The sequence below is a fragment of the Vibrio sp. J502 genome (genome assembly GCF_025397955.1).
Lineage (GTDB): Bacteria > Pseudomonadota > Gammaproteobacteria > Enterobacterales > Vibrionaceae > Vibrio > Vibrio anguillarum.
Window position 1 is genome coordinate 3,169,212 of sequence record NZ_CP104554.1, and the last position, 24,556, is coordinate 3,193,767.

20 protein-coding genes are annotated in these 24,556 nt (G+C 45.0%); 18 read left to right on the forward strand and 2 right to left on the reverse strand.

Features of this window, described 5'->3' with window-relative positions:
- Positions 1-40: 40 nt before the first annotated feature.
- Entirely contained in the window at positions 41-931 is an 891-nt protein-coding gene (gene oxyR, locus N5E84_RS14775) for a DNA-binding transcriptional regulator OxyR (protein WP_026027425.1), read from the forward strand.
- A 36-nt stretch (positions 932-967) separates the two neighbouring features.
- On the opposite strand, the gene N5E84_RS14780 is transcribed toward oxyR, so the two are convergent.
- A complete protein-coding gene (locus N5E84_RS14780) occupies positions 968-3,466 on the reverse strand; it encodes a penicillin-binding protein 1A (protein ID WP_019282439.1) in 2,499 nt (832 codons plus the stop codon).
- 149 nt (positions 3,467-3,615) lie between these two features.
- Between N5E84_RS14780 and pilM the strand changes: the two genes are divergently transcribed.
- The 14 genes from pilM to N5E84_RS14850 all read left to right on the forward strand — a co-directional run bounded on the left by pilM (position 3,616) and on the right by N5E84_RS14850 (position 18,902).
- Positions 3,616-4,626, forward strand: a complete 1,011-nt coding sequence (gene pilM / locus N5E84_RS14785) for a type IV pilus assembly protein PilM (protein WP_019282438.1) — start codon at positions 3,616-3,618, stop codon at positions 4,624-4,626.
- On the forward strand, positions 4,616-5,218 hold the full coding sequence (locus N5E84_RS14790; protein ID WP_017047271.1) for a PilN domain-containing protein: 603 nt from the start codon (positions 4,616-4,618) through the stop codon (positions 5,216-5,218). The genes pilM and N5E84_RS14790 overlap by 11 nt, the downstream gene beginning before the upstream one ends.
- Positions 5,211-5,804, forward strand: a complete 594-nt coding sequence (locus N5E84_RS14795) for a type 4a pilus biogenesis protein PilO (protein ID WP_013855887.1) — start codon at positions 5,211-5,213, stop codon at positions 5,802-5,804. Before N5E84_RS14790 ends, N5E84_RS14795 begins: the two co-directional genes overlap by 8 nt.
- A complete protein-coding gene (locus tag N5E84_RS14800) occupies positions 5,791-6,312 on the forward strand; it encodes a pilus assembly protein PilP (RefSeq protein ID WP_013855888.1) in 522 nt (173 codons plus the stop codon). Before N5E84_RS14795 ends, N5E84_RS14800 begins: the two co-directional genes overlap by 14 nt.
- A 53-nt stretch (positions 6,313-6,365) precedes the next feature.
- A complete protein-coding gene (locus tag N5E84_RS14805) occupies positions 6,366-8,051 on the forward strand; it encodes a type IV pilus secretin PilQ (RefSeq protein WP_370685857.1) in 1,686 nt (561 codons plus the stop codon).
- Positions 8,052-8,237: 186 nt separating this feature from the next.
- The gene (gene aroK, locus N5E84_RS14810; protein WP_010317691.1) at positions 8,238-8,759 is read left to right on the forward strand and encodes a shikimate kinase AroK; all 522 of its coding nucleotides are present in this window, start codon (positions 8,238-8,240) and stop codon (positions 8,757-8,759) included.
- 23 nt (positions 8,760-8,782) lie between these two features.
- Entirely contained in the window at positions 8,783-9,871 is a 1,089-nt protein-coding gene (aroB, locus tag N5E84_RS14815) for a 3-dehydroquinate synthase (protein ID WP_029388273.1), read from the forward strand.
- A 48-nt stretch (positions 9,872-9,919) separates the two neighbouring features.
- Positions 9,920-11,419 (forward strand): AAA family ATPase, encoded by a 1,500-nt coding sequence (locus N5E84_RS14820; protein WP_069211900.1) that lies wholly within the window; start codon positions 9,920-9,922, stop codon positions 11,417-11,419.
- A 69-nt stretch (positions 11,420-11,488) separates the two neighbouring features.
- A complete protein-coding gene (locus N5E84_RS14825; RefSeq protein WP_019282435.1) occupies positions 11,489-12,319 on the forward strand; it encodes a Dam family site-specific DNA-(adenine-N6)-methyltransferase in 831 nt (276 codons plus the stop codon).
- 112 nt (positions 12,320-12,431) lie between these two features.
- A complete protein-coding gene (rpe, locus tag N5E84_RS14830) occupies positions 12,432-13,106 on the forward strand; it encodes a ribulose-phosphate 3-epimerase (protein WP_019282434.1) in 675 nt (224 codons plus the stop codon).
- A gap of 95 nt (positions 13,107-13,201) precedes the next feature.
- Complete coding sequence (locus N5E84_RS14835) at positions 13,202-13,888, forward strand: phosphoglycolate phosphatase (protein ID WP_029388272.1); 687 nt, start codon at positions 13,202-13,204, stop codon at positions 13,886-13,888.
- A 154-nt stretch (positions 13,889-14,042) separates the two neighbouring features.
- Positions 14,043-15,059 carry a tryptophan--tRNA ligase gene (trpS, locus tag N5E84_RS14840; RefSeq protein WP_019282432.1) on the forward strand — a complete coding sequence of 339 codons (1,017 nt, stop codon included), beginning with the start codon at positions 14,043-14,045 and terminating at the stop codon, positions 15,057-15,059.
- 155 nt (positions 15,060-15,214) lie between these two features.
- Positions 15,215-15,979, forward strand: coding sequence for a substrate-binding periplasmic protein (locus N5E84_RS14845; RefSeq protein ID WP_088718007.1), 765 nt, complete (start codon positions 15,215-15,217; stop codon positions 15,977-15,979).
- Positions 15,980-16,286: 307 nt separating this feature from the next.
- A complete protein-coding gene (locus N5E84_RS14850) occupies positions 16,287-18,902 on the forward strand; it encodes an ExeM/NucH family extracellular endonuclease (RefSeq protein WP_019282431.1) in 2,616 nt (871 codons plus the stop codon).
- A 45-nt stretch (positions 18,903-18,947) separates the two neighbouring features.
- Here N5E84_RS14850 and N5E84_RS14855 read toward each other — a convergent pair whose 3' ends face one another.
- Positions 18,948-19,838 (reverse strand): LysR family transcriptional regulator, encoded by an 891-nt coding sequence (locus N5E84_RS14855; RefSeq protein ID WP_019282430.1) that lies wholly within the window; start codon positions 19,836-19,838, stop codon positions 18,948-18,950.
- 333 nt (positions 19,839-20,171) lie between these two features.
- Between N5E84_RS14855 and N5E84_RS14860 the strand changes: the two genes are divergently transcribed.
- The 3 genes from N5E84_RS14860 (at position 20,172) to N5E84_RS14870 (ending at position 24,260) form a co-directional block, all read left to right on the forward strand.
- Positions 20,172-21,008, forward strand: a complete 837-nt coding sequence (locus tag N5E84_RS14860) for a TauD/TfdA dioxygenase family protein (RefSeq protein ID WP_029388271.1) — start codon at positions 20,172-20,174, stop codon at positions 21,006-21,008.
- Complete coding sequence (locus N5E84_RS14865; RefSeq protein WP_019282428.1) at positions 21,005-22,441, forward strand: FAD-binding protein; 1,437 nt, start codon at positions 21,005-21,007, stop codon at positions 22,439-22,441. Before N5E84_RS14860 ends, N5E84_RS14865 begins: the two co-directional genes overlap by 4 nt.
- 76 nt (positions 22,442-22,517) lie before the next feature.
- On the forward strand, positions 22,518-24,260 hold the full coding sequence (locus N5E84_RS14870) for an L-tyrosine/L-tryptophan isonitrile synthase family protein (protein WP_019282427.1): 1,743 nt from the start codon (positions 22,518-22,520) through the stop codon (positions 24,258-24,260).
- Positions 24,261-24,556 lie beyond the last annotated feature (296 nt).

Here is a 24,556-nt window from a genome sequence, read left to right on the forward strand (position 1 = left end):
ATGCTATGGTTTTGATAGGTGGATTCTATTGAGATTGAAGATGAACATTCGTGATTTTGAGTACTTAGTATCATTAGCTGAACATAAACATTTTCGTAAAGCAGCAGAAGCTTGTTTTGTGAGCCAGCCAACACTCAGTGGCCAGATCCGCAAACTGGAGGATGAGCTGGGAACAGTATTATTAGAGCGCAGCAGTCGCCGAGTATTGTTCACCGATTCGGGCCTACAATTGGTCGATCAGGCCAAGCGTATTTTAAGTGAAATCAAAACCTTCAGAGATATGGCCAGCGGCCAAGGCGGCTCGATGAGTGGTCCTATCCATATTGGATTCATTCCCACTTTAGGTCCCTACCTTTTGCCGCGTATTGTGCCTTTTTTAAAAGAGCAATTTCCTGAACTGGAGCTCTATTTACACGAAGCGCAAACCCAACAGCTTGTGCGCCAGTTAGAAGATGGCAAACTCGATTGTTTAGTGTTGGCCTCCGTTGCGGAAACGGCTCATTTTAAAGAGATTGATCTGTATGACGAAGCATTGAGTATTGCCGTGCCTAGTGGGCATGAATGGGCTGCAAAAAGTGAAGTAAGTATGTTGGATTTGAAAGGGCGAACGGTATTGGCTTTAGGTGACGGTCATTGCTTACGCGATCAAGCCTTAGGTTTCTGTTTTGCGGCAGGCGCAAAAGATGACGAACGTTTTAAAGCGACCAGCTTAGAGACGCTGCGTAATATGGTCGCAGCGGGTGGGGGAATTACCCTGTTACCTGAGCTCTCTTTACCAGATGTCAAAGAGAAGGATGGCGTTTGTTACCTTAAAGCGGTCAACCCGCAGCCTTCACGCCGCTTAGTATTAGCTTATCGGCCGGGATCGCCGCTGAGGCAGCGTTTTGAGCAGTTGGCTCATGCAATCAAAACAAAGCTAAATGAGAAATAAAAAAAGAGGCTAAATTTAGCCTCTTTTTACTGAGCTTTAGAACAGCTCTTCACCTGTAGGTGAAGAGTAGATGTTGTCAGAGACACTCTCTGCGACATACTCGGTTGGCTCTGTGCCTTGAATGAAGTATTCAAACATCGAGCTTGAATCAAACTTATTGGTTAATAAGCCGGTATCGATATCGATTCTTACCCGCACAATATTGGCGGGAATGGGTTTGTCTTGCGCTGGCACATCGAGCAGTACTTGACGCATAAAATCAATCCAAGCCGGTTGTGCCGTTTTTGCTCCCGCTTCTGCACCGGATACACCATCGTCATCTACATTGCTGTTTTCGGTTGTCCTACCTAAGTTGCGGTTATGATCATCAAATCCGACCCAAGCAATAGCGACCATGCCCGGTGCATAGCCGTTGTACCACGCATCTTTGGAGTCATTGGTCGTTCCTGTTTTACCACCAATATCACGACGCCCCAGCTTTTGTGCACGCCAGCCTGTACCATTCCAACCCGTTCCTTCACGCCAATTTCCGCCACCCCAAATATTGCTGTACATCATCTCTCGGACAAGAAATGCGTTTTGTTCGGAAATTACTTGTGGAGCATAGTGCGATGCAACATCTTGCTCATCGAACTCATTTGTGTCTGGGGTGCATTGCTGTTGGCAAACGACTTTTGGTGTGGCTTGATACTCAAGTTTGCCAAAGGGATCTTCAACTTTGCTGATGTAATAGGGTTCAACATAATAGCCACCATTGGCAAACACGGAATAGCCTTGCGCCATCTTAACCGGCGTTAAGCTTCCCGCACCTAAGGCAATGGTTTCTGAGCGTGGTACTTGGTCAATATCAAAACCAAAGCGAGTGAGATATTCACGTGTTTCATCCAGCCCAACAGCGCGTAGCACTCTCACCGCCATCACGTTTTTGGATTGAGCCAAGCCAACGCGAAGACGAGTTGGGCCAATATAAGTCGGTGGTGAGTTTTTAGGACGCCATGCTGTACCTTGGCTTTGGTCCCACTGGTTAATCGGCGCATCATTAATGAGCGTCGCTAAGGTCATGCCTTTATCGATGGCGGCAGAGTAGATAAAGGGTTTAATACTTGAGCCGACCTGGCGCACCGATTGAGTCGCACGGTTAAATTTATTGTGCACAAAGTTAAAGCCGCCAACCAGCGCCAGTACCGCACCATTTTCTGGGTTCATGGCAACAAAGGCAGTGTTGGCATTGGGTACTTGGCTTAAGTACCACTGTGGTACTTCGTCGGTGGTATGCTCATCACTATATTCAGCACGATTACGTACCCAAATTTGTTCACCAGCGGCGATGATTTCCGTCGCTGTACTCGGAACTGGTCCTTGTCGAGAATCAGTTAAGAAACGGCGAGCCCAGTTCATGCCTTGCCATTCAATGGTCTGCAATCCTTGGTTCTTAACCCAAACCGTAGCCGATTGGTTGCTTACGTGGGTAACGACGGCTGGTAATAAATCTCCATAAGTCGGTTCATTATTTAAGTGCTCGGCCAGTTGCTGTTCATTCAATGGCGTTTGGCCTTCTTTCCAAACTACTTTTTCAGCACCGCGATAGCCATGACGCTCATCATAGGCGAGTAGGTTATTGATTGCAGCTTTACTCGCGGCTTGCTGCTGTTTGGAATCTACCGTTATGGTGACAATCATGCCAGAGGTATAGGCCGACTCTTCACCATAGCGCTCCACCATCCATGAACGGGCGATTTCTGCCACATAAGGTGCATTAAGTTCAATTTCAGCACCGTGGTATTTCGACATTAAGGGCTCAGAGCGGGCTTGCGCATATTGCGCTGGGGTTATGTATTTCTCATCAAGCATTCTCTGTAGTACCACGTTACGGCGGTTAGTCGCGCGATCTAGAGAATAGATAGGGTTCATGGTTGAAGGTGCTTTGGGAAGTCCTGCAATCAGGGCAATTTCACTCAGTGTTAAATCTTTGACTTCTTTTCCAAAATAAACTTGGGCTGCCGCTCCAATTCCATACGATCGGTAACCGAGATAAATTTTATTGAGATAAAGCTCTAGGATTTCTTTTTTCGTCAGCAATTGCTCGATATGAATAGCGATAAAAATCTCTTTGATTTTTCGCATGATCTTCTTCTCATTAGAGAGGTAGAAGTTACGAGCAAGCTGCTGAGTAATGGTACTTGCACCTTGTTTAGCGCTACCTGAGGCGATCACAGCCACCGCAGCACGAGTGATACCAATTGGGTCAAAACCATAGTGTTCGTAGAAGCGGCTATCTTCGGTGGCGATAATCGCTTCGATAAGTTCAGGCGGGATCTCTTCAATACGCAACGGAACTCGGCGCTTTTCTCCAAATTGGGCGATGAGCTTGCCATCTTGACTATAGACCTGCATCGGTGTCTGCAATTGTACATCACGTAAAGTCGCTACATCGGGGAGGTCTGGCTTCACGTAAAAATAGAAGCCAAATATCGTAGTGACTCCAAGAATAATGCAAATCAATGAAAGTAATAACAATCGCTTTATGAACTTCACCGGATAATCCCTGTTTAGTTAAGGCTGCCCTTATGCAAACCCTTGTACTCTAGGCTAAAAATTTAGCTCTAAAAATAAATTGTGGCTTATTTAACCTCAAAATAAGCAAATCGAGCTAAGCCTAAGCAGCGTTACTGGAGCTAAGCCGTATGGGTAAATCATTGGTTACGGGTATAGATATTGGCCACCATAGTATTAAAGCGGTGGTGTTAAAGCTAGCGGGTGATTCATATGCACTCGTCGGTTATAAAGAATTATTTATTACTGAGGACATATTCTCCGATAACCACACGCTGGATTATCAGAAAATTGTAAAGAAACTCAAAGAACTAAGAAAGGGTTTACCACTATTTAGTCGCAAAGTCGCCATATCGGTACCGGACAATGCGGTAATAAGTAAGGTATTACAGATAGATAGTGACCTGCAGGCGCGTGAAAAAGAGTTTGCTATTTATCAGGCATTTTCTCATCAGTCACCGTTCCCGATAGAAGAACTGAGTCTCGATTTCGTCAAAGTGATGGAAAAAAGCGTAAGTCGCAGTAGCACCGTAAGTTATCAAGTTTACGCCACTCGTAAAGACGTCGTGGAAAGCCGTGCGTTAGCGGCTCAAAAAGCGGGCTTTTTACCGATCGCGGTTGATGTGCAAATACACAGTTTGTTAAGCATCTGGCAGTTGGCGAGCAGGGCACAACATCGCAGCGATTGGATGCTCATGGATGTGGGCCATACCCAAACGGCGCTCTGTATTGATTTTACTGATAAAGCCCCTTTTCATAAAGAGATCCCTCTCGGTTGTCAGTGGTTGTCCCAAGACAGCGCGATGTCGGGCACCAATGCGGAATTAGCCGATAAAAACGAGCGCTTTGTGCATGAGTTGATCGAGCGACTTCAACGTCAGTTGCAGCTTTTCACCTCCGTCAATGGCGCGGGCAGTTTAGCAGGCATTTGGCTCTCAGGTGGTGGCGCAGATACTCCGATGTTGGCGCAAGAGATCTCGCGGCGTCTCAAGCTTGAGTGCGAGATTCTCGATCCCTTCCTTCTGTTTAACAATAAGTTAGCGAAACGCCAGCGAGATAAGCAGTCTGGGCAGAGTTTTAGCACCGCGGCTGGCCTTGCACTGCGTGGTATCGAGTGGTTGGAGTCTTCTCATGTTGCATAGTATTAACTTACTGCCTTGGCGAGAGGAACAAAGAGCGGCGCATAAGCGTCGTTTTATGGGCTTGGTCGTCTTAGGTGTGATGAGCGCTGTTGGTATTCAATGGGGTATCGGTTTGTATTTCTCTGGGCAAGCGCAGCAGCAAGAGTCTCGTCTGGCTTATTTGAATCAATACATTCAGCAGCTTGATAAACAGATCAATGCATTAAAAATGACGGAACAAGAACACAAGGCACTATTAACTCGCTTATCGGTTGTTGAGTCATTGCAAAGCCAACGCAATAAAACCACCGAGTTGATGAACCTGATGCCACAGCTTATGCCTGAAGGAGTCTACGTCGATAAGATCAAAATGAATGGTGAAGAAATTGAAATTACGGGCATCAGTGACAGCACTGCGCGTCTTGCGACCATGCTCGATAATTTTGAAAAATCAGCCTTACTTTCCGATGTCAACATGCACTCTATCGTGCACGGTAATAAGCGATTTGGTAAGGAGTTTCAGACGTTTAAAGTGTCATTTATGTTTCATTCCCCGACACCGCAGGGCTCTGTGCTAACCAAGATTCGGCCTACAGGAGCTGTCCATGACTAGTTTTCAAGATCTTGATATGGATGAAATGGCTGAGTGGCCGTTGCTGCCTCAACTGCTGGTTATTTTGGTGTTGATGCTGATTATTCAAGGCGTTGGCGCGTGGTTCTATCTTATGCCTCAAAATGAGCAATTGCAGAACTTAAAACAGCAAGAAGAGGTGCTGAAATCGACCTTACGGATTAAGGCCAGCAAAGCCGCCACCTTACCCCAGTTGCAAGCTCAACTGGATGAATTAACTGAACGTTATGATTTTTTATTACGCCAATTACCCGTGCAAAAAGAGCTCGCAAGCATGCTGGCGTCGGTCAATGAACTAGGGCTAGATAACGCGTTAACCTTTACACGTATTGATTGGGGAGAAAAACAGAATAAAGAGTTTCTGTATCGTTTGCCGCTCAATATCGAATTAACTGGTAATTACCACGACATTGGTGATTTCTCAGAGGCGATCGCGAAATTGCCCCGCATTATTAATTTCGATGATGTTGATTGGCAACGGGTTAGCCAGGAAAGCAGCACGTTGCATTTTAGGGTGCGCGCTTATACCTATCAATTCAAGCAAGAGGTGGACGATGAAAAACAATAATCTGCTGCTGATGGTGCTGTTTAGTACCAGTGTATTGGTTGGTTGTAAAGCTAATCAAGATTCATTGAAGGTTTATGTGGAGCAGGTTGAGGGGCAAGCACGCAAAGAAGTCTCCAAATTAAAACCCATTATTCAATTTGAAGTTGCTCATTATGCGCAACATGAATCCCGCGAACCTTTTGTGCTGCCTAAAGAAGCGATTGTACAAAATCAGCCTGTAGTGAAGGCAGACTGCTGGCAACCTCCGGCTCGCAGTAAAAATGGCCAGCTAGAGCGCTATCCGCTTAATCAACTGCGATTAAAAGGCGTGATGAGTAGCGGGGGCGCGGTATCGGCATTAGTGCAAACGCCCCAAGGCAAGGTCGTCAACGTGAAAGCGGGACAATATTTAGGTTTGAATCACGGCAAAGTTACTCGAGTTAATTCCAATTACCTGCTGATCAATGAAACCTTGCCAGACGGCTTAGGTTGTTGGAATCAACGTAACGTCAAATTGGCTCTGAAATAGAATTTGAATTTAGAGAAATCACTATGATTAAAGGACTACAGACACAAATGACTATGGTATTTCGGAGCCTCTTATTTGGCTTATTATTGAGTGTGGCAGGGCTAAGTGTGGCGGCAGAAACGGCGCAGACCAACGAGCTTAAAGGCATTGATTTTCGAGTCAATAAAAACAAAGACGCTGTATTGATTGTTGAACTCGCATCACCTTCGACAGTAGTTAATGTGCAGAAAGTGGCTGACGGTTTACAAATTGAACTGCTTAAGACGGATGTCTCCAATGAGAAACTCTATGTCTTAGACGTCAAAGATTTTGCAACCGTTGTTGAGAGTATCGAGGTATTGCGCAAAGAGCCAAGTACACAGTTACTGGCGACCATTCATGGCGAGTTTAAGTATGATTACAGCTTGAAAGGGAAATACCTTGAGGTGGTGATTGGCAAACTGAAAGAACAAGAAAAACCTAAGCCGAAGAGCATTCTTGAGAAAGAGGGCAAGCTTATCTCGATTAACTTTCAAGATATTCCTGTGCGAAATGTTTTGCAGCTTATCGCAGATTATAACGCGTTTAACCTAGTCGTCTCAGATTCGGTCACTGGTAACCTGACGCTACGGCTTGATGGCGTGCCTTGGCAGCAAGTGCTCGATATCATTTTGCAAGTCAAGGGATTAGATAAGCGTGTTGACGGCAATGTGATTTTAGTTGCACCTAAAGAAGAGTTGGATTTACGTGAAAAGCAGCAGCTTGAAAAGGCACGTTTGGCTGAAGAGTTGGGCGATCTGCGTTCTGAAATCATCAAAATTAATTTTGCTAAGGCGTCTGATATTGCGCAGATGATTGGCGGTGAAGGGGCGGTCAGCATGTTGTCTGAGCGAGGTTCCATCAGTATCGACGAGCGAACCAACTCACTGCTGATCCGCGAATTGGCTGAGAATATTGTGGTGATACGCCAAATTGTTGAATCGCTCGATATCCCGGTCAAACAGGTACAGATTGAAGCGCGCATTGTTACGGTCAACGAAGGTAATTTGGATGAACTTGGCGTACGCTGGGGCTTTACTTCGACCAATGGCAACAACACCGCAGGCGGAAGTATTGAAAGTAATTTATTCCAAGTGGGCAAGTTGGGGGAAAGCACATTGCCCGTTGATGACTTCCTTAACGTAAACTTAGCGGCGACCTCCGCTAACGCCTCAAGTATTGCCTTCCAAGTGGCTAAGTTGGGGTCGGATATGTTGTTGGATTTAGAGCTTTCAGCGCTACAACGTGAGTCGAAAGCGGAGATCATTTCCAGCCCTCGTTTGATCACGACCAACAAGAAACCCGCTTATATCGAGCAGGGTACGGAGATCCCTTATTTGGAGTCTTCTTCCAGCGGGGCAACGACAGTCGCCTTCAAAAAAGCAGTGCTGAGTTTAAAAGTGACGCCACAGATAACGCCGGATAATCGTTTAGTGTTAGATCTCAGTGTCACTCAAGACCGGCCTGGGGATATTGTAAAAACAGGGACGGGAGAAGCGGTTGCAATTAATACTCAGCGTATTGGCACTCAAGTATTGGTCAATAATGGAGAAACCGTGGTCCTTGGTGGAATATTCCAACATAGCGTCAACAATACGGTAGATAAGGTGCCATTACTTGGTGATTTGCCATTACTTGGTGCATTGTTCCGCCGTTCCTATGAGCAAGTGGGCAAAAGTGAGCTGCTGATTTTCGTGACACCGAAAGTCGTCATTCAATAACTTACGGCTGATATTGCGATTGGTTAAAAAATAAAGTTGCATTAGTGGCACCATATCTAGATAATTTCGGGTCTTATCACGAATCATCTGTGAGGAATAGGTGCCACGAGCGTCTTAACGGTCAGTATTATACTGGCTAATCTTGTGGCGATGTCATTGAATTAACGTTGTAAATTACTGCTAAACATGGCTGAGAAACGCAATATTTTCCTTGTTGGCCCAATGGGCGCCGGCAAAAGTACAATTGGTAGACATCTTGCTCAACAACTGCATATGGAGTTTTTAGACTCAGATACAGTCATTGAAGAGCGTACAGGCGCAGATATCGCATGGGTATTTGACGTCGAAGGTGAAGAGGGCTTCCGTAAACGTGAGGAAGCTGTAATTAATGACCTAACCGAGAAACAAGGTATTGTACTCGCAACAGGCGGTGGTTCTGTTAAGAGTAAAGAAAACCGTAATCGTTTATCTGCTCGTGGTATTGTGGTCTACCTTGAAACGACGATTGAAAAACAACTTGCACGCACGAACCGTGACAAAAAACGGCCATTGCTTCAAACAGACAATCCACGTGAAGTCTTAGAATGCTTGGCTGATGAACGTAACGATCTTTACGCTGAGATCGCTGATTTTACGGTTCGTACTGACGATCAAGGTGCAAAAGTGGTAGCCAACGAGATCGTAAAAATGCTAGAAGAACATTCCTAAGTTCTTTATTTGGAGTGCAAACCATGGAACGGATTACGGTCAGTTTAGATGAGCGTAGCTACCCAATCTCAATTGGCGCCGGATTATTTAATGATCCGGCCCTCCTTTCTTTCTTATCGGCCAAACAAAAAGTCGTCGTCATCAGTAATGTGACGGTCGCGCCTTTGTACGCGGATAAAATCTTCGCCCTTCTTGCACCGCATGGTTGTAACGTCTCCTTGCTTGAACTGCCAGATGGCGAGCAGTACAAAACTTTAGATACATTTAACACGGTGATGAGTTACCTGCTGGAAGGTAATTACAGTCGTGATGTGGTGATCATCGCTTTAGGTGGTGGCGTGATTGGTGATTTAGTTGGATTCGCCGCAGCCTGTTATCAGCGCGGAGTCGATTTTATCCAAATACCGACCACGCTGCTTTCGCAAGTGGACTCCTCCGTTGGCGGTAAAACCGCGGTCAATCATGCTTTAGGTAAAAACATGATTGGTGCATTTTATCAGCCGAAAGCCGTCATTATTGATACTGAATGTTTGGCGACTTTACCTGCGCGAGAATTTGCCGCTGGTATGGCGGAAGTGATCAAATATGGCATCATTTACGATCATGATTTCTTTGTCTGGTTGGAAGAGAATCTCGATAAACTCTATGCCTTAGATGAGCAAGCGCTAAGTTATGCCATCGCTCGCTGCTGTCAAATTAAAGCCGATGTGGTCGCTCAAGATGAAAAAGAGTCGGGAATTCGCGCGTTGTTGAACCTAGGTCATACATTTGGTCATGCGATTGAAGCGCAGCTCGGGTATGGTAATTGGCTACACGGTGAAGCGGTTTCTACCGGAACTGTGATGGCCGCTAAAACGGCGCAGTTACAAGGTTTAATTAACGATCAGCAAGTTGAGCGGATTGTTTCTATACTCAAAAGAGCAAATTTACCGATTCATACGCCCGAAAGCATGTCGTTTTCTGACTTTATGCAACACATGATGCGTGATAAAAAAGTGCTTTCAGGCGAACTACGTTTGGTGCTACCAACCAGTATTGGTACATCACAAGTAGTGAAAGGTGTACCCGAAGCGGTCATTGAACAAGCGATTGACTTCTGCCGCACCCTGTAAATCTTCATTGATACTAATTTGACAGTTGTCTGTCAGTAGGACGGCCTAATGAGTTTGGCGAATGAATTACGTATATTGGAATTAGATTCGCAAGTCGAGCTACTTGAGCGTTTGCAATTATTGACCAATTTTGGCTCAAATGTCATTACCGTTGGTGGTGGATTAGGTTTTGGTAAATCTTGGTTAGCGCAGCGTTATTTAGAAGCGTGGGCCGAAGATAAAAACCAATCGCTGTTGCTGTGCCATCCCAATCAAGATGACCAGCAGCGTCGAGCGACCATTCTTACCCAAATCGTTTCAGGCCCGTTATTTAATCCTCACGATACACTTTCTGACAGCTTAGCTCGCCTGCTTGATGGTGGCGGTTGTGATGTGGTGATTGTTGTCGATGACGCTCATCTACTCTCTGAAACCTTAGTGTCTGAGCTATGGATGCTGGTGTTAGAAGCACAAGCCAATCCATTGTGGACCATCAATGTCGTATTATTTGCACAAGCCAATAGCCTTGATGCTTTGCTGACTCGTTTAAGCTACGGACAAGAGCATAAACCCGTAGAGCTTGAGATTGAAGCCCTAAGCAATGAAGAAGCGGACCGCTTTTTTGAAAATCTGGTCATGCGTTATGTACCCGATGAGATGGAGCGCCGCGTACGCAACGCTTACAAAAAGGTGAAACGCGTGCCTGGGGAAATCATGGCATTAGGAGAGCAGAAAATGGAAAAAAGGATCATCATCCGTTCGATTATCGGTTCTCCTGTGCAGATCGCTGCCTTGGTTTTACTGCTTCTGCTCATCATTGGTGGTGGTTACTGGTGGCTATTTACCCAACCCTCACCCGATGAGCAAGCGTCGCAAATTACAGGCACACTCGAGCAGACGGTGATTCCGACGCTCGGGGATGCTGCTGCACCAACAGTCAATACGCTTAACGATGATTCAGCAACTGACGCCGCCAATAATGGGAAGGAGCTTGCGAAAAGTGACCCGAGTTATTTAGATGCTGAAGATGATTCCAGTTCGTTACCACCCGATGTGATGGAGAATTCAGAGAGCGTGGGCATAATTGACAGCGATCAGCAACGAGTGGTGATTGAGTCTGATGTTGTGGATGCGCTTTTGGAAGGCAATTCGACCAAAGCCGATACGTCAGTGATTAATAATGCACTTGCTGATGCACAAAGCCGCACGGCGCAAACTGTGCCAGTAAGTGAGTCTGCCACTGCTGCTGCGCCAACGAAAATCACCTTCTCCTTTGCGAGAGAAGAACTTAAAGCCTTCTCGCCACGCAGTTATACTTTGCAATTAGCGGCAGTCAGTTCGCTTGCTGAAGCACAAAACTTTATTAACACCTACGCGCTGCAAGAAAAGGTGCGTATTTATCCGACAGCACGCAATGATGTGGAGTGGTACATCATCACCTATGGTAATTACCCAACCATCCAGTTTGCGCGTGATGCCGTTGAAACCTTACCGAAAGCGTTGCAATTGCAAGGCCCTTGGGCCAAATCACTCAGCCAAGTACAGCGAGAGATTGATCGTGCGAAATAACGCTGAGCTTGACGCAAAAATATGTTACATTCCGCAGCCTTATTTCGTGGTTGAAAGATAGAGCAGTAAATGAAGAAGCAGCGTGCCTTTCTTAAATGGGCTGGTGGTAAGTATGGCCTAGTCGAAGAGATTCAACGTCACCTGCCGCCAGCGCGTAAACTGGTTGAACCCTTTGTTGGTGCTGGCTCTGTGTTCCTCAATACTGATTTTGAACAGTATTTGTTGGCCGATATCAATCCTGATCTCATCAACTTGTACAACCTGATTAAAGATCAACCTGAACTGTACATCACCGAATCTAAGCGTTGGTTCACGGCCGATAACAACCGTAAAGAAGCGTATCTCGATATTCGTAAAGAGTTCAATAAAACCGATGATGTACTGTATCGATCATTGGCGTTTTTATACATGAACCGTTTTGGTTTTAATGGTTTATGTCGCTACAACAAAAAAGGCGGTTTCAATGTGCCTTTTGGTTCCTACAAAAAGCCTTATTTCCCGCAAGCAGAATTGGAGTTTTTTGCCGAGAAAGCCAAGAAAGCGACCTTTATTTGCGAAGGATACGAAGAGACGTTTCGTCGTGCTCGCAAGGGCTGTGTTGTCTATTGCGATCCGCCATACGCGCCACTCTCTACTACCGCCAATTTTACTTCTTATTCTGGTAATGGCTTTTCATTGGATGATCAAGCCTCATTGGCCGATGTCGCTGAAAAAGCCGCCAATGATCGTGGCATACCGGTACTGATTTCCAATCATGACACTAAGTTAACGCGCCGTTTATATAATGGTGCAGAACTTAACGTGGTCAAGGTTAAGCGCACCATTAGCCGTAATGGAGCAGGGCGCAACAAAGTTGATGAGTTGTTGGCACTGTTCAATACAGCGGAATGCGAAGATTAACATTTCTCCGTTAAATCGGGTGTCGCGCTAGGATATCTTGGTCAGCTTAGGTAGAATTGCGGGCGAATTTTGCTCATCACGCATTTGCGCCCACTAGCCTAAGAGGTCAGGTATGAAAGATTTCCTAATTGCCCCATCTATACTCTCAGCAGATTTTGCTCGTCTTGGCGAAGATGTTGAGAAAGTGCTTGCCGCTGGGGCAGACGTTGTCCATTTTGATGTAATGGATAACCACTACGTTCCCAACTTGACCTTTGGTGCTCCGATTTGTAAGGCGCTACGTGACTATGGTGTTACGGCACCGATTGATGTCCACTTAATGGTTAAACCGGTTGATCGCATCATTCCTGATTTTGCCAAAGCAGGGGCTTCGATGATCACTTTTCATGTGGAAGCTTCTGATCACGTTGATCGCACATTGCAATTGATCAAAGAGCACGGATGCCAAGCGGGTGTAGTGCTCAACCCAGCTACGCCACTTGCGCATCTCGAATTTATCATGGATAAAGTGGACCTCATTTTGCTGATGTCGGTTAACCCTGGTTTTGGTGGCCAATCTTTTATTCCGCATACGTTGGATAAACTGCGCGCGGTGCGTCAATTGATTGAGCAATCGGGTCGTGATATCCGCCTTGAAATTGATGGTGGAGTCAAAGTCGATAACATTCGTGAAATTGCACAAGCGGGCGCAGATATGTTTGTCGCAGGCTCGGCTATTTTTGGTCAACCTAATTACCAAACTGTGATTGATGAGATGCGCGCAGAATTAGCCAAAGTGGCGCGCTAAGTCATAATACTGACTACACCTCAATAATCACTACGCAACATACTTATAACGCAACAAGGGGCTTTGTGCCCCTTGTCTATTATTCGGAAGTTAAGATGTCTTTAAGCTCAATTAAATTAATCGCCTTTGATCTCGATGGTACCTTGCTCGACAGCGTGCCAGATTTAGCCGTAGCCGCCGACCAAGCGGTACAATCGTTAGGCTATTCATCAGTATCAGAAATGCAAGTGCGTGATTACGTCGGCAATGGTGCAGATGTGCTGATCGCTCGCTCACTTAGCCAAAGTTTAACCATCAACCCTGATCTTAGCGATGAGATCAAAGCCACCGCTCGTGAGCGTTTTGATGAATTTTATGCCCAAACGGGCCATAAACTGAGCCATTTATATCCCCAAGTGAAAGAAACCTTAGCGCAGCTACACAGCGCTGGGTTCAGATTAGCTTTGGTGACCAATAAACCGTCTAAGTTTGTACCTGACGTATTGGTACAACATGGTATTGAGCACTTTTTTAGTGATGTGATTGGTGGTGATACCTTCCCGATCAAAAAACCTGATCCAATGGCGCTTAACTGGCTATTGGATAAACATCAACTAACGGCCAAGGAAATGTTGATGGTTGGGGATTCGAAAAACGATATTTTAGCGGCTAAAAATGCGGGTTGTTATTCGTTTGGTTTGACTTATGGCTACAATCACGGTGAGCCCATTTCAGCTTCCAACCCTGATTACGTGGCGGACTGTATCGACCAATTGCTTGATGTGTTGCGAGTTTCAGCATAAAAGTTCACACAATGCGCTAGTAAAATACTCGTCAATGAGTACACTGCATAAACCGCGTTATCGCTAAATCAAGTATCACTTAGCGAATAAGCGCGGTTTTTTTCACAGACATTTTCAGTCTTATCTCATTTTAAGTAGCAAGGAAATCATCCCTATGAGCAAACCCATTGTATTGAGTGGTGTTCAACCGTCAGGTGAACTAAGTATCGGTAACTATTTGGGTGCTCTACGTCAATGGCAACAGATGCAAGATGACTATGATTGTCAATACTGCGTGGTTGACCTGCATGCGATCACGGTTCGTCAAGATCCGAAAGCACTGCATGAAGCCACGTTAGATGCATTGTCAATCTGTCTTGCAGTTGGTGTTGACCCTAAAAAGAGCACGCTATTTGTTCAGTCTCACGTACCAGAGCATGCTCAATTGGGTTGGCTTCTCAACTGCTACACGCAGATGGGTGAATTGAGCCGCATGACTCAGTTCAAAGACAAATCAGCACGTTATGCGAACGATGTGAATGCGGGCTTATTTGGTTATCCTGTGTTGATGGCGGCCGATATTTTACTTTATGGCGCGCACCAAGTACCCGTGGGCAGTGACCAAAAGCAGCACTTAGAACTTGCGCGAGATATCGCGACTCGTTTTAACAACATCTATAGTCCTGAAAAGCCGATCTTCACCATTCCAGAGCCTTACATTCCTCAAGTGAACGCGCGAGTAATGAGCCTGCAAGATGCGATGAAAAAGATGTCTAAGTCAGATGATAACCGTAAGAATGTCATCACTTTGCTGGAAGATCCAAAGTCGATTATCAAGAAGGTTAATAAGGCTCAGACAGATACTGAAACACCACCGCGCATCGCTTTTGATACCGAAAATAAAGCGGGTATCTCCAACTTGATGAGTTTGTACTCTGCAGCGACAGGCAAAAGCTTTGCTGAGATCGAAGCGCAATATCAAGGTGTTGAGATGTACGGTCCTTTCAAGAAAGATGTTGGCGAAGCGCTGGTTGCCATGCTGGAGCCTGTACAAGCTGAATACGCGCGCATTCGAGAAGATCGCGCGTATCTTGATTCAGTAATGAAAGCGGGTGCAGAAAAAGCCTCGGCCCGCGCTGCGATCACCTTGAAAAAAGCATTTAAAGCGGTAGGGTTTGTCGAGCGTCCTTAGTTTTTCCTGCGACAATCTAACTCTTTTCGCATTAAATAAAGCTAGGTTTTCCTAGCTTTATTTTTTACTTCTGCTTAATAAAATTTGATCTTTCTCTTTGTATTGTAGGCTTAGGTCTACACTTTAAATCATAACCATGATGATGAGTTTTGAACATGAGACGACTGCTATTATTAGGATTGATGTTCATCTGTAGTGCCGCCGCCGCAGAGCCAGTTCGTATTTGTGTTGGTGATGTGAATGTTTGGCCCCCGTTCACCTATTGGCAGGGGAGCTCGTATCAAGAAAAAGCCGATTCCTTGACTGGCTCAGCGACAACGCTGGTGTTGGACGCATTAAAATCTCACAACATCGATTACCAGTTTTATTTTATGCCTTGGGCGCGAGTCCAACATGAACTGACGCAAGAGCGCGGTCGCTGCGATCTGACATGGGATGCAAGTTATCGCGCAGAAAGGGCTGAGTACAGCTATTTTTCGGTCCCACTTTATACGATTCAACTCGGTTATTTTACGCTGCCAGACAACCATGAAGATTTAAAAGACCCATCCGTTGATGGCGTATTATGCGGAGTTAATGGCTTTAATTATGAGAATTTTGCACTGTCTAGAGAACCCTCTCTCTATTTAAATTCCGTACAGCAAGCGCTGAATATGCTGCAAAAAGAGCGGTGTGATTGGTTTGTGAGTGAAATTGAACCCATTTATGGTGGAATTCAGTTGGGTCTATATAAAATTGATCGGCCAATCGTTCATCATTTTCTCGCTAGAAACAAGCCGTACCACGTGCAAGTTCGCCGTAGCTTAGAAAATTCGATGCCGCTGTTAAATCAGCTTAATGACTATTTTCTCGATGCGCAGCAAACTGGTCGCGCGCAGGCGGTCTTTGATCGCTACCTCTCTTTTAGCCAGCCACAATAATCAAACTAAGGTGTTTGCCGTGTACGGAGCACCTTGTTTGCCTTTCTTTTTAGAAAAATAAGACTGTTCACCTCACTGCAATATCACTGTCGAAAACCCCCTTTACCTTCTTTGTTGAAAGTTTGCGCTTAGTTCAAGTATTTGCTCTAGCTATGCGATGTTGATCTCGATATGAGTGGTGAATGTTTTTATCTTTCATTTAAAAACACAACACTGTACGCGCAAATGGAACCAATCCCCTTTATAAAACGTGATTTACAACACCTTGCTTACCACTTCGGTTACAGAGCAGGGAAAGAGGTGAACAATGGAATCGACACGAATTAAACCCTTTGGCCGAACATTACTCGCTGCGGCGATAAGCTCCACATTGGCTGTATCAGCTCAAGCTGAGATTATTATTTCTCAGTATGTAGAAGGCAGCAGCTTCAATAAGGCCATCGAAATTGCTAACACTAGCAATGCATCCGTCAGTTTAGACAATTTCATTTTAGCGAAATCAAGCAATGGCGGTGGGAACTGGGATACACAGTTGCCCCTGACTGGGCGAGTAATTGCCGCGAACGATGTGTTAGTGATTTCTCATGCCAGCGCCAATAGTGCTATCCAAGCGGTGAGTGATGAAAATGATGGCTCGGTGATTAATTTTAACGGTGATGATCCGGTGGCGCTGCTAAACAGTGATGGTAGCGTACATGATGTGTTGGGAGTGATGGGCGGCATTAACTGGGGCAAGGACACCACTTTAGTGCGTAATAGCGATAGCCTCACGCCCTCAGCGGCTTATCAAGCTGCGCAGTGGAGCGCGTTAGGCAAGGATAATATTGAAGGGTTAGGCGCACTCGATGCCGTTGAGCCACCGGCTGAATTTACCTGTACTCAAGAGGGATCTGAGCCCGCCTTTACTTCTATTCAAGCCATTCAAGGCGAAGGGCAAACCTCTCCTTTTATTAGTGGCTACCCTTATATCACCGACCAAGAATATTTTGTCAAAGGTGTCGTGAGTGCCATTACCACAGGGTTGACTAAAGGTTTTTATCTGCAAGCGTTGGAAGATGATTACAACTTAAATACCTCTGAAGGTTTGTTTGTTTTTACCGATCAATCAAGCTCAAGTTTAAAACCGGGGGATGTGGTTTGTGTGAAAGGTAAAGTACAGGAGTATTACAACCTCACACAGCTTAAAGTCGAAAACAACCAATGGCTAAAGCAAGGTGAGCAAGAGGCTCCACAAGCGACCGCGATAGAGATTTTGCCCACCGATGAGAACTTTGAGCACACATTAGAGCGTTATGAAGGCATGTTGGTAAAAACCACACCAGAGCTGGATATGCGTGTGACGCGCACCTTTGGTTATGACTATGCTTCTCGTCGCAATAACATGGTGTTAGCGCAAGGTCGTATTAACATGCAGCCGAACCAGCTATTCGCTGCGGGCTCTGAGCAAGCCAAACAGCAGAGCATCGAAAACGCGCAGCGCCGCTTGTTTATTGAATCAGATGCGAAAGCTGCCGATGGCCAAATTCCGTACTACCCAGAGTTTGGTCGCAGTGATATTGATCAAAATGGTTCGACGGAAGATTACATCCGCATTGATGACAGCATCATAGGTTTAGAAGGTGTGCTCTCATACGGTTACAACGAATATCGTCTGATTGTGACCAATTCGCTCAACCAAGAGAATTTCGTGCACAATGATCCTCGCAGCGAGAAACCGGATATTGATGAAGGCGATCTGCGTATTGCCACATTCAACGTGCTTAACTATTTCAACTCGCCGTTTGGCGGTGATGCAAATCAGCATGGTGATAATCGTGGTGCTAATAACCTTGCAGAATTTGAATTGCAGCAAGCGAAGATCGTCAATGCGATTGTACGTTTGGATGCCGATATTGTCGGTTTGATGGAAATTGAGAATAACGGTTTCGGTGCAGGGTCGGCAATTGCGCAATTGGTCAATCAGATCAATAGCCAGATCTCGGATAAGAAAAAGCATTACCGTTTTGTCGCGATTGACTCAAATAATGATGGTGTGACCGATGAACTTGATTCTATTGGCACGGATGTTATCACCACAGGAGTGATTTATCGTGAAAAAGTGGTGAAGTTGACAGAAAATCGTGTAATTCCAATGCCAAGCCAGCAAGCACCAGAAGTGTTGGATGACAAAGGCAAAGTGATTGAAGATGGTAAAAATTACCAGCGTGACACGCTGGCACCGACCTTCAAAGTTAAAGGTGGCAATGAGAAAATTACCGTCGCGGTTAACCATCTAAAATCCAAAGGTTCGGCATGTTGGGAAGATGCCGCACCAGTTGAACAAGGTGGGCAAGGCGGCAAAGATCTTGATTTTCAAGGTGCATGTGAACAATTCCGTGTCGCAGCTGCAGTTGCTTTAGGTGAAGCGTTACAAAAAATAAAAGGGCATAAAGTCATTTTGGGTGATATGAACTCTTACGGTATGGAAGACCCGATGCTTGTATTGACCGACTACAGCCCAGAGAAGTATGGCAAAACCATTCGTGCGGCACGTAACACTTACATTGCAGGTACTCCTCAGTTTGGTGATGATGGCGCGTTGATTACTCACAATTATGGGTACCTTAACGCCGTGGCGATAAAACACCCAGAGAGCTGGAGTTACTCATTTAATGATGAAGTTGGCGCACTGGATCATTTGCTGGTCAGCAAAAGTTTGAAAGGCAAAGTGGTGGATGCGACCGATTGGCATATCAACGGCGGTGAATCGACACTGTTTGATTACAACAGTGAATTCAAAGGTGATTTACCTAAATATCAAGATCATTTCCGCGCATCTGATCATGATCCTGCCGTGTTAGAACTGAACATCTATGGCGGTTCATTCGGCCTAGGAGCACTCTTCTCATTACTCGGCTTTGGTATGTGGCGACGTCGTCGTTAAGGCTTAAAGTGCGCCCCGTTAACTGACGGGGCGTTTTTGTTTTGCTCACGCTCGGATTTTTTCAATTAAATAATCAATAAATAGCCTTACTCGTGGCGCAAGGTGGTGACGGCTCGGGTAGAGAATGTTCATGGTGTTATCTGATAGATAATAATCTGGAAAAAGCCTGACGAGGTTAGGATCATTGATTTCGTCAGCGAGAAAATTAGCAATCAAGCCGATTCCCATGCCTTGTTGTACCATTGACATCGCACCAAGCGGCGCATTGCAGATATGTTTAGGGCGGGTTTTGATGTCGCATCTCACTCCCTTTGGATTGATTAGCGTGACTTTATCTTGAGGAAGATTCAATAAAGTTAGCGCAACCCATGGGTGCTGCTCTAAATCTCGTAGTTTCCTTAATAAAGGTGCACTAGCTAAGTATTTTTTACTGGCGTATATCCCTATTTTAAAAGGCATTAATTCGCGGCCAACCATTGAGCAAGATGTCAGTTCACCCATTCTGATCAGCACATCTAATTGTGTGGCTACTGGATCTTGTAAACCATCGTCGAGTTGAATATCAAACAGCACATTGGGGTAACTCTCAGAAAATGTTGAAATCAGCGGACTTAAAATATAGCTGCCGACATCAATGGTTGTACCGATCCTAATCACGCCTGCCACATCGGTAGACAAATGCTGGACGGCCCGTAGCGCGTCTTCTGCCAGCGGTAAGAGGCCATTGGTATGTTGATAAAATGCGTGCCCTTCAGTCGTTAGGCTAACTTTACGGGTAGAGCGATGCAGTAAACGTACGTTAAGATGTGATTCTAGCAAGCTAACTTGCTCGCTCACTTTCGATTTTGCTATGCCTAACGATTCACCAGCCGAGGTAAACGAACCGTATTCAACCACTTTATTAAAAATGGCAATACGTTTTAACTCACTCAACATAATTGTTCCCTTATTGGTAACCTTTCGTTCTTGTTTTGTTATCTAGCCAACCTTTGTCATTCATCAAATAATGACAGCTCTAATTAGAGAGATATAAACCATTTTGGTTTCCTTTAAATACGGGCAAATAATAAATTTCTTCTGAATGATGGCACTATTGAGATATCTATTCCTAAATAAACTGGGATTAATAATTAAATTAGCAATGTCAATCTTATAAATATCAATGTTGTGTGAATATTTTCAATATTATCCAACCGAAATTTCGAAAATGATGGATACAATATTTTTATTTCTAACGTTTTATTAAAAATTAATTTAAAGGAACGGGTGATGAATTATCAGGTCACGAAGCTCCATCCTTTTGGAGTAAAAATAGAAGCAAATGGATTAAAAATTCCCATTAGCGAAGTACCAATAGCACTACTGCGTAAACTATTTATTGAGCATCAGTTGGTATTGATACGTGGATTTAAAGCCTTTGAACAGGCCGAGCAATTTGCGGAATATTGCGAGCAATGGGGAGAGATCAGTATTTGGCCATTTGGCAAAGTGTTAGATTTAATTCAAAAAGATCAGCCAAAGGACCATATTTTTGATAGTAGCTATATGCCGCTGCATTGGGATGGCATGTTCCGCCCTCAAGTGCCTGAATATCAGATATTTCAATGTGTTCAGGCGCCATTGCCAGCACAAGGCGGCCGGACGACCTTCACTCATACAACCAAGGCGCTACAGAACGCAACCGAACAGCAGCGCTCATTGTGGCGAAAAGTCACGGGGCACTACCAGCGAGAGATGGAGTTCTATTGCAGTCACACCATTTCCCCGATTATTGCTCAACATCCCTATCTCTCACACGAGGTCATTCGTTACGCCGAACCGCATTTCGCTGAACGTGGCGAGCTGCTAAACCCACCAAATGTGACCTTTAGTGGCATTGGTAGTGAGCAAATAGCTGAGTTCCACCGTAGCTTACGTGACGCACTGTATGACCCTCGTCATTTTTATGCTCACGAGTGGCAAAATGATGATGTGGTCATTACGGATAACTTTAACTTACTGCATGGTCGAGAAAGCTTTTTATCGCATACCCCACGTCATATCCGTCGAGTTCAGGTGCTAAGCGATCCACCGTTTGATAACCCAAGTTTGGAGTCTTACCGATGAGTGATTACCATACTGATATTATGATCGTTGGGGCAGGCCCTATCGGGCTTATGTGCCACTATTTAGCGCAGCGCTGCGGTCTGAACTCACAAATTATTGATAAATCTAATGGACCACTGGTGGTCGGACGGGCCGATGCGCTTAATGCTAGAACTCTGCAGTTACTTGATATCGTTGACTTATTTGAACCACTTTACGTGCAAGGCAAACCCTGTAATACCAGTTCGGTATGGGCTGATGGTCAATTTTTGTCACGCCAGTCTCATTGGTGGACAGCGCTGCAAGGCTGCTTCTATCCTCACTTTCTGATGTTGGGGCAAGCACATATAGAAAAAGCGCTAGATAGTGCAGTCAAAGCGCAGAACGCGGCCGTGCGCCGTGGTTTATCTGTGGTCGATATCACTGTTGATGAGCAAGGCTGCGTGACGGAAATGAGCAGTGGCGAGCGAGTTCGTTCACGTTACGTGATTGGTGCAGACGGTGGGCGTTCTTTTGTACGTCAGCATTTTTCGATTCCATTTGAAATAGAGAGACCAGAAATTATCTGGGCGGTGATTGATGGTGTTATTGAGTCAGATTTTCCGAAAGTGCCAGAAATCATCGTATTTCAGGCTGAGACGTCAGATGTTGCCTGGATTCCACGTGAAGGTGATTTGGATCGTTTTTATATCCGTATGGACACCGAAGAATTTACTCAGCAAGAGGTTATTACGCGTATTAACCGAGCAATGTCGCCGCATTCACTGACGTTTAAGCAGGTTGAGTGGTTTTCTTATTTCTCGGTTAAGGAGTCTGTTGCAGAACGGTATGACCACCAGCAACGGGTCTTTCTAGCAGGAGATGCCTGCCATATACATTCGGTCAATGGCGGGCAAGGGCTCAATACCGGAGTTGCTGACGCGTTCAATTTGATCTGGAAGCTCAACATGGTGTTGCGTGGTCAGGCATCAACTACGCTGCTGGACAGTTATCAGGCTGAGCGCCAACCAGTGGCTCGCAGCGTGATTGAAAGCTCTGGTGCATTGGTGCGTGCAACTAAATATTCTGCGCGAGGAACCCATGCGGAGGACTATGTACAAATCGTTGAACAGCGAGCTGGTAATATCACAGGTATGGGCATTGGGTATGGCAATGGTGGCTTAAACGGTTCTCGAGTGTATGACTTTGAGATGCATAGCGATCAGCAGAGTTGCCGCTTTTACCAATGGCTAGATTACCGCTCCTTTACGCTTCTGTTGACTGGCGATGCGGAGTTACCACCAGAAATTCCTCCGTTTGTGCGTTGCCTTCATCTGTACGATCAAGCGAAGCCTGGGCAGTATTGGAGTGAGAGTTCATTCTACCAGGGGCAGGCTTTACTGATCCGCCCTGATGGTTATATTGCGGCTTTCGCGTCGCTTGCGCACGCGGCTGAACTGTTGGCTGGCCTATAAACTTTTTAACCGAGAGTGAAGGCCGAGGGTTCTGCATCATTCCGTCAATGGTCTTCGCCTTTAATAAGGAAACACTATGCTTGATCATCAACAGCAGCAATGTGTGGATAATATTGCTTTTATTTTATTAGACCAATTATTAGCACAAACAGACGCCACTTTTAGTGGGTATCAGAAGTTAAAAAAACAGATAGCTCAGTGTGTCATTGAAAACAAAGTCATTACATTATTACTACCTGCCTTTCCATGTAAAACGAATAACCTAGATAAGGTATTAGGTTATAAGCCTGATTTGGGTGAATATCGAGTTTTACAAAAATTTGTTAATGCCATTCGTGATATTCAATCTGTCTATTCTCCAGGAGTGATGTTTTACATTTTTTCTGATTATCATACATTTTCTGATTATATTAATGTCGATTTAGAACATCATTACACTTATTCTGATGAATTACGGAATATGGTGGAAAATATGAACGCCAGTGATTGTCTAAAAATTATAAACTTTGAGCACTTCTCTGCGTTTGATGACTTAAATGAATATCAATATTTCAATGGATTAAAGCAGCGCTTTGGTGATGCGGAATATGAGCGTGATTTTGCACGTCTTAAACAGCATGATAATGCAATGCATCATACCTATCTGGGCTTGAAAAAATTCATGCATCAGGATCAGAAATATGCGCTTGCTCCACTGAGTTATAAGAAGCGACGTGAGCGCCTAGCCCTTATGGCTAAGGGAATGATGGTGCAAGGACGTGCACTCGATAATTTCCTCAATACTCATTTGAGCCACGCTATTCGTCTCAGCATTCATGAACACCCAATGCAAGGCAAAAAATATTCGCTGTTTCTTTTTGATGAGCGATCGTTTAAGACGCCTTGGCATACTTGTGTTTTATTTGATGCTTGCCGCGGAGAATTTATTATTGATACGCAGGCCAATCACAAACAACGTGAAGGCGTGATTATTCCCGTAATGCATCAAGGAACGCTGTGGTGTTTACTGCGTTTCAATATCGAAGACGCTAACGAGGCACAGTTGATGCGTGAGGTAAAAGCCACTCTACAAACAGAGCAGTTTGGCCTGACGTTAGAGTCACACCATGGATGCTCACTGACCGCGCTACCGCAGGCTCAAGTGAGCCAATTGGTGAAGGCGTTCTCTGCTGTCTGTTTAAAAGGCTTTGGCCCGTTGCCTCAAGCTTCATTTTGGTCTTCGTGGTTTGCCGGAAATCATGCTCTGCTTCCGGAAGAATATGTTCGGAGTAGTACATTAGCAGAGCCCAGTTGGTACGGGCTCAAAACACCGTCAACGAGCATAGCGCGTCGCTATTCTTATACTGACATGACTCCTGATGAATGGGCGATTTACTGTTCATCTGCTCCGCTGAAGGTTAACTTACTGGATGTCTCACTGGCTGCCTTGTGTCTTAATGGTCAAGCAAGTGGTTGGCTGAAAAATACCATTGTGCAGTACGATGATATGGCTGCTTATCCTGTGATTATGTCGGGGGATTGGGGAATGAATTTACGCTGGAGCCCATCATTGGCGAAGCATATATCGTCGTCGACTGAAATTGACAATATCAATCAAGTAGCCAATGTTTTAACTCCTATTCTTGAACGTTCACAAGTACAGCATGTGTTTGATTTACAACTTGGCGATATATTACTGGTGAATAACCACACCGTACTTCGTTATGGCGTGTTATCCGAAACAGAATTAGCGGTGCGTCAGCCTTATTCGGTAAATTCCCCTTGGCAGCCTCATAACAAACAACCAAGTAGTGAGCATTTACAAGAAAGCCCAGCTTAAATAAACGACATTTTTAGGAAATAAGCATGAAGAGCCAAGTAAGCGGATTACTTGGCTTTATTTTTATCGATCATTAACTATGGGATAGATTTATTTTATCGTTGTTTCCGCTCTCTTATTCGACCATACGATGAGAAGTGTTACTTTCAAATGAGAGCAAGTAAAATAATGATCACAACCGAACTGGTTACATAATGAACGAATGTGCAAATAGTGTATTTAGCACAGAATCGATAACTTCTTGCCTTTCCAAACCAGTATTGCACAATAGCGCCTCTCGCTGACTTTTACCCAGA

What these genes read in the sequence shown, in the direction of transcription:
- oxyR (WP_026027425.1), top strand. Translation starts at nt 41, where the DNA reads ATGAACATTCGTGATTTTGAGTACTTAGTATCATTAGCTGAACATAAA.
- pilM (WP_019282438.1), top strand. Translation starts at nt 3,616, where the DNA reads ATGGGTAAATCATTGGTTACGGGTATAGATATTGGCCACCATAGTATT.
- N5E84_RS14790 (WP_017047271.1), top strand. Translation starts at nt 4,616, where the DNA reads ATGTTGCATAGTATTAACTTACTGCCTTGGCGAGAGGAACAAAGAGCG.
- N5E84_RS14795 (WP_013855887.1), top strand. Translation starts at nt 5,211, where the DNA reads ATGACTAGTTTTCAAGATCTTGATATGGATGAAATGGCTGAGTGGCCG.
- N5E84_RS14800 (WP_013855888.1), top strand. Translation starts at nt 5,791, where the DNA reads ATGAAAAACAATAATCTGCTGCTGATGGTGCTGTTTAGTACCAGTGTA.
- N5E84_RS14805 (WP_370685857.1), top strand. Translation starts at nt 6,366, where the DNA reads ATGGTATTTCGGAGCCTCTTATTTGGCTTATTATTGAGTGTGGCAGGG.
- aroK (WP_010317691.1), top strand. Translation starts at nt 8,238, where the DNA reads ATGGCTGAGAAACGCAATATTTTCCTTGTTGGCCCAATGGGCGCCGGC.
- aroB (WP_029388273.1), top strand. Translation starts at nt 8,783, where the DNA reads ATGGAACGGATTACGGTCAGTTTAGATGAGCGTAGCTACCCAATCTCA.
- N5E84_RS14820 (WP_069211900.1), top strand. Translation starts at nt 9,920, where the DNA reads ATGAGTTTGGCGAATGAATTACGTATATTGGAATTAGATTCGCAAGTC.
- N5E84_RS14825 (WP_019282435.1), top strand. Translation starts at nt 11,489, where the DNA reads ATGAAGAAGCAGCGTGCCTTTCTTAAATGGGCTGGTGGTAAGTATGGC.
- rpe (WP_019282434.1), top strand. Translation starts at nt 12,432, where the DNA reads ATGAAAGATTTCCTAATTGCCCCATCTATACTCTCAGCAGATTTTGCT.
- N5E84_RS14835 (WP_029388272.1), top strand. Translation starts at nt 13,202, where the DNA reads ATGTCTTTAAGCTCAATTAAATTAATCGCCTTTGATCTCGATGGTACC.
- trpS (WP_019282432.1), top strand. Translation starts at nt 14,043, where the DNA reads ATGAGCAAACCCATTGTATTGAGTGGTGTTCAACCGTCAGGTGAACTA.
- N5E84_RS14845 (WP_088718007.1), top strand. Translation starts at nt 15,215, where the DNA reads ATGAGACGACTGCTATTATTAGGATTGATGTTCATCTGTAGTGCCGCC.
- N5E84_RS14850 (WP_019282431.1), top strand. Translation starts at nt 16,287, where the DNA reads ATGGAATCGACACGAATTAAACCCTTTGGCCGAACATTACTCGCTGCG.
- N5E84_RS14855 (WP_019282430.1), bottom strand. Translation starts at nt 19,838, where the DNA reads ATGTTGAGTGAGTTAAAACGTATTGCCATTTTTAATAAAGTGGTTGAA.
- N5E84_RS14860 (WP_029388271.1), top strand. Translation starts at nt 20,172, where the DNA reads ATGAATTATCAGGTCACGAAGCTCCATCCTTTTGGAGTAAAAATAGAA.
- N5E84_RS14865 (WP_019282428.1), top strand. Translation starts at nt 21,005, where the DNA reads ATGAGTGATTACCATACTGATATTATGATCGTTGGGGCAGGCCCTATC.
- N5E84_RS14870 (WP_019282427.1), top strand. Translation starts at nt 22,518, where the DNA reads ATGCTTGATCATCAACAGCAGCAATGTGTGGATAATATTGCTTTTATT.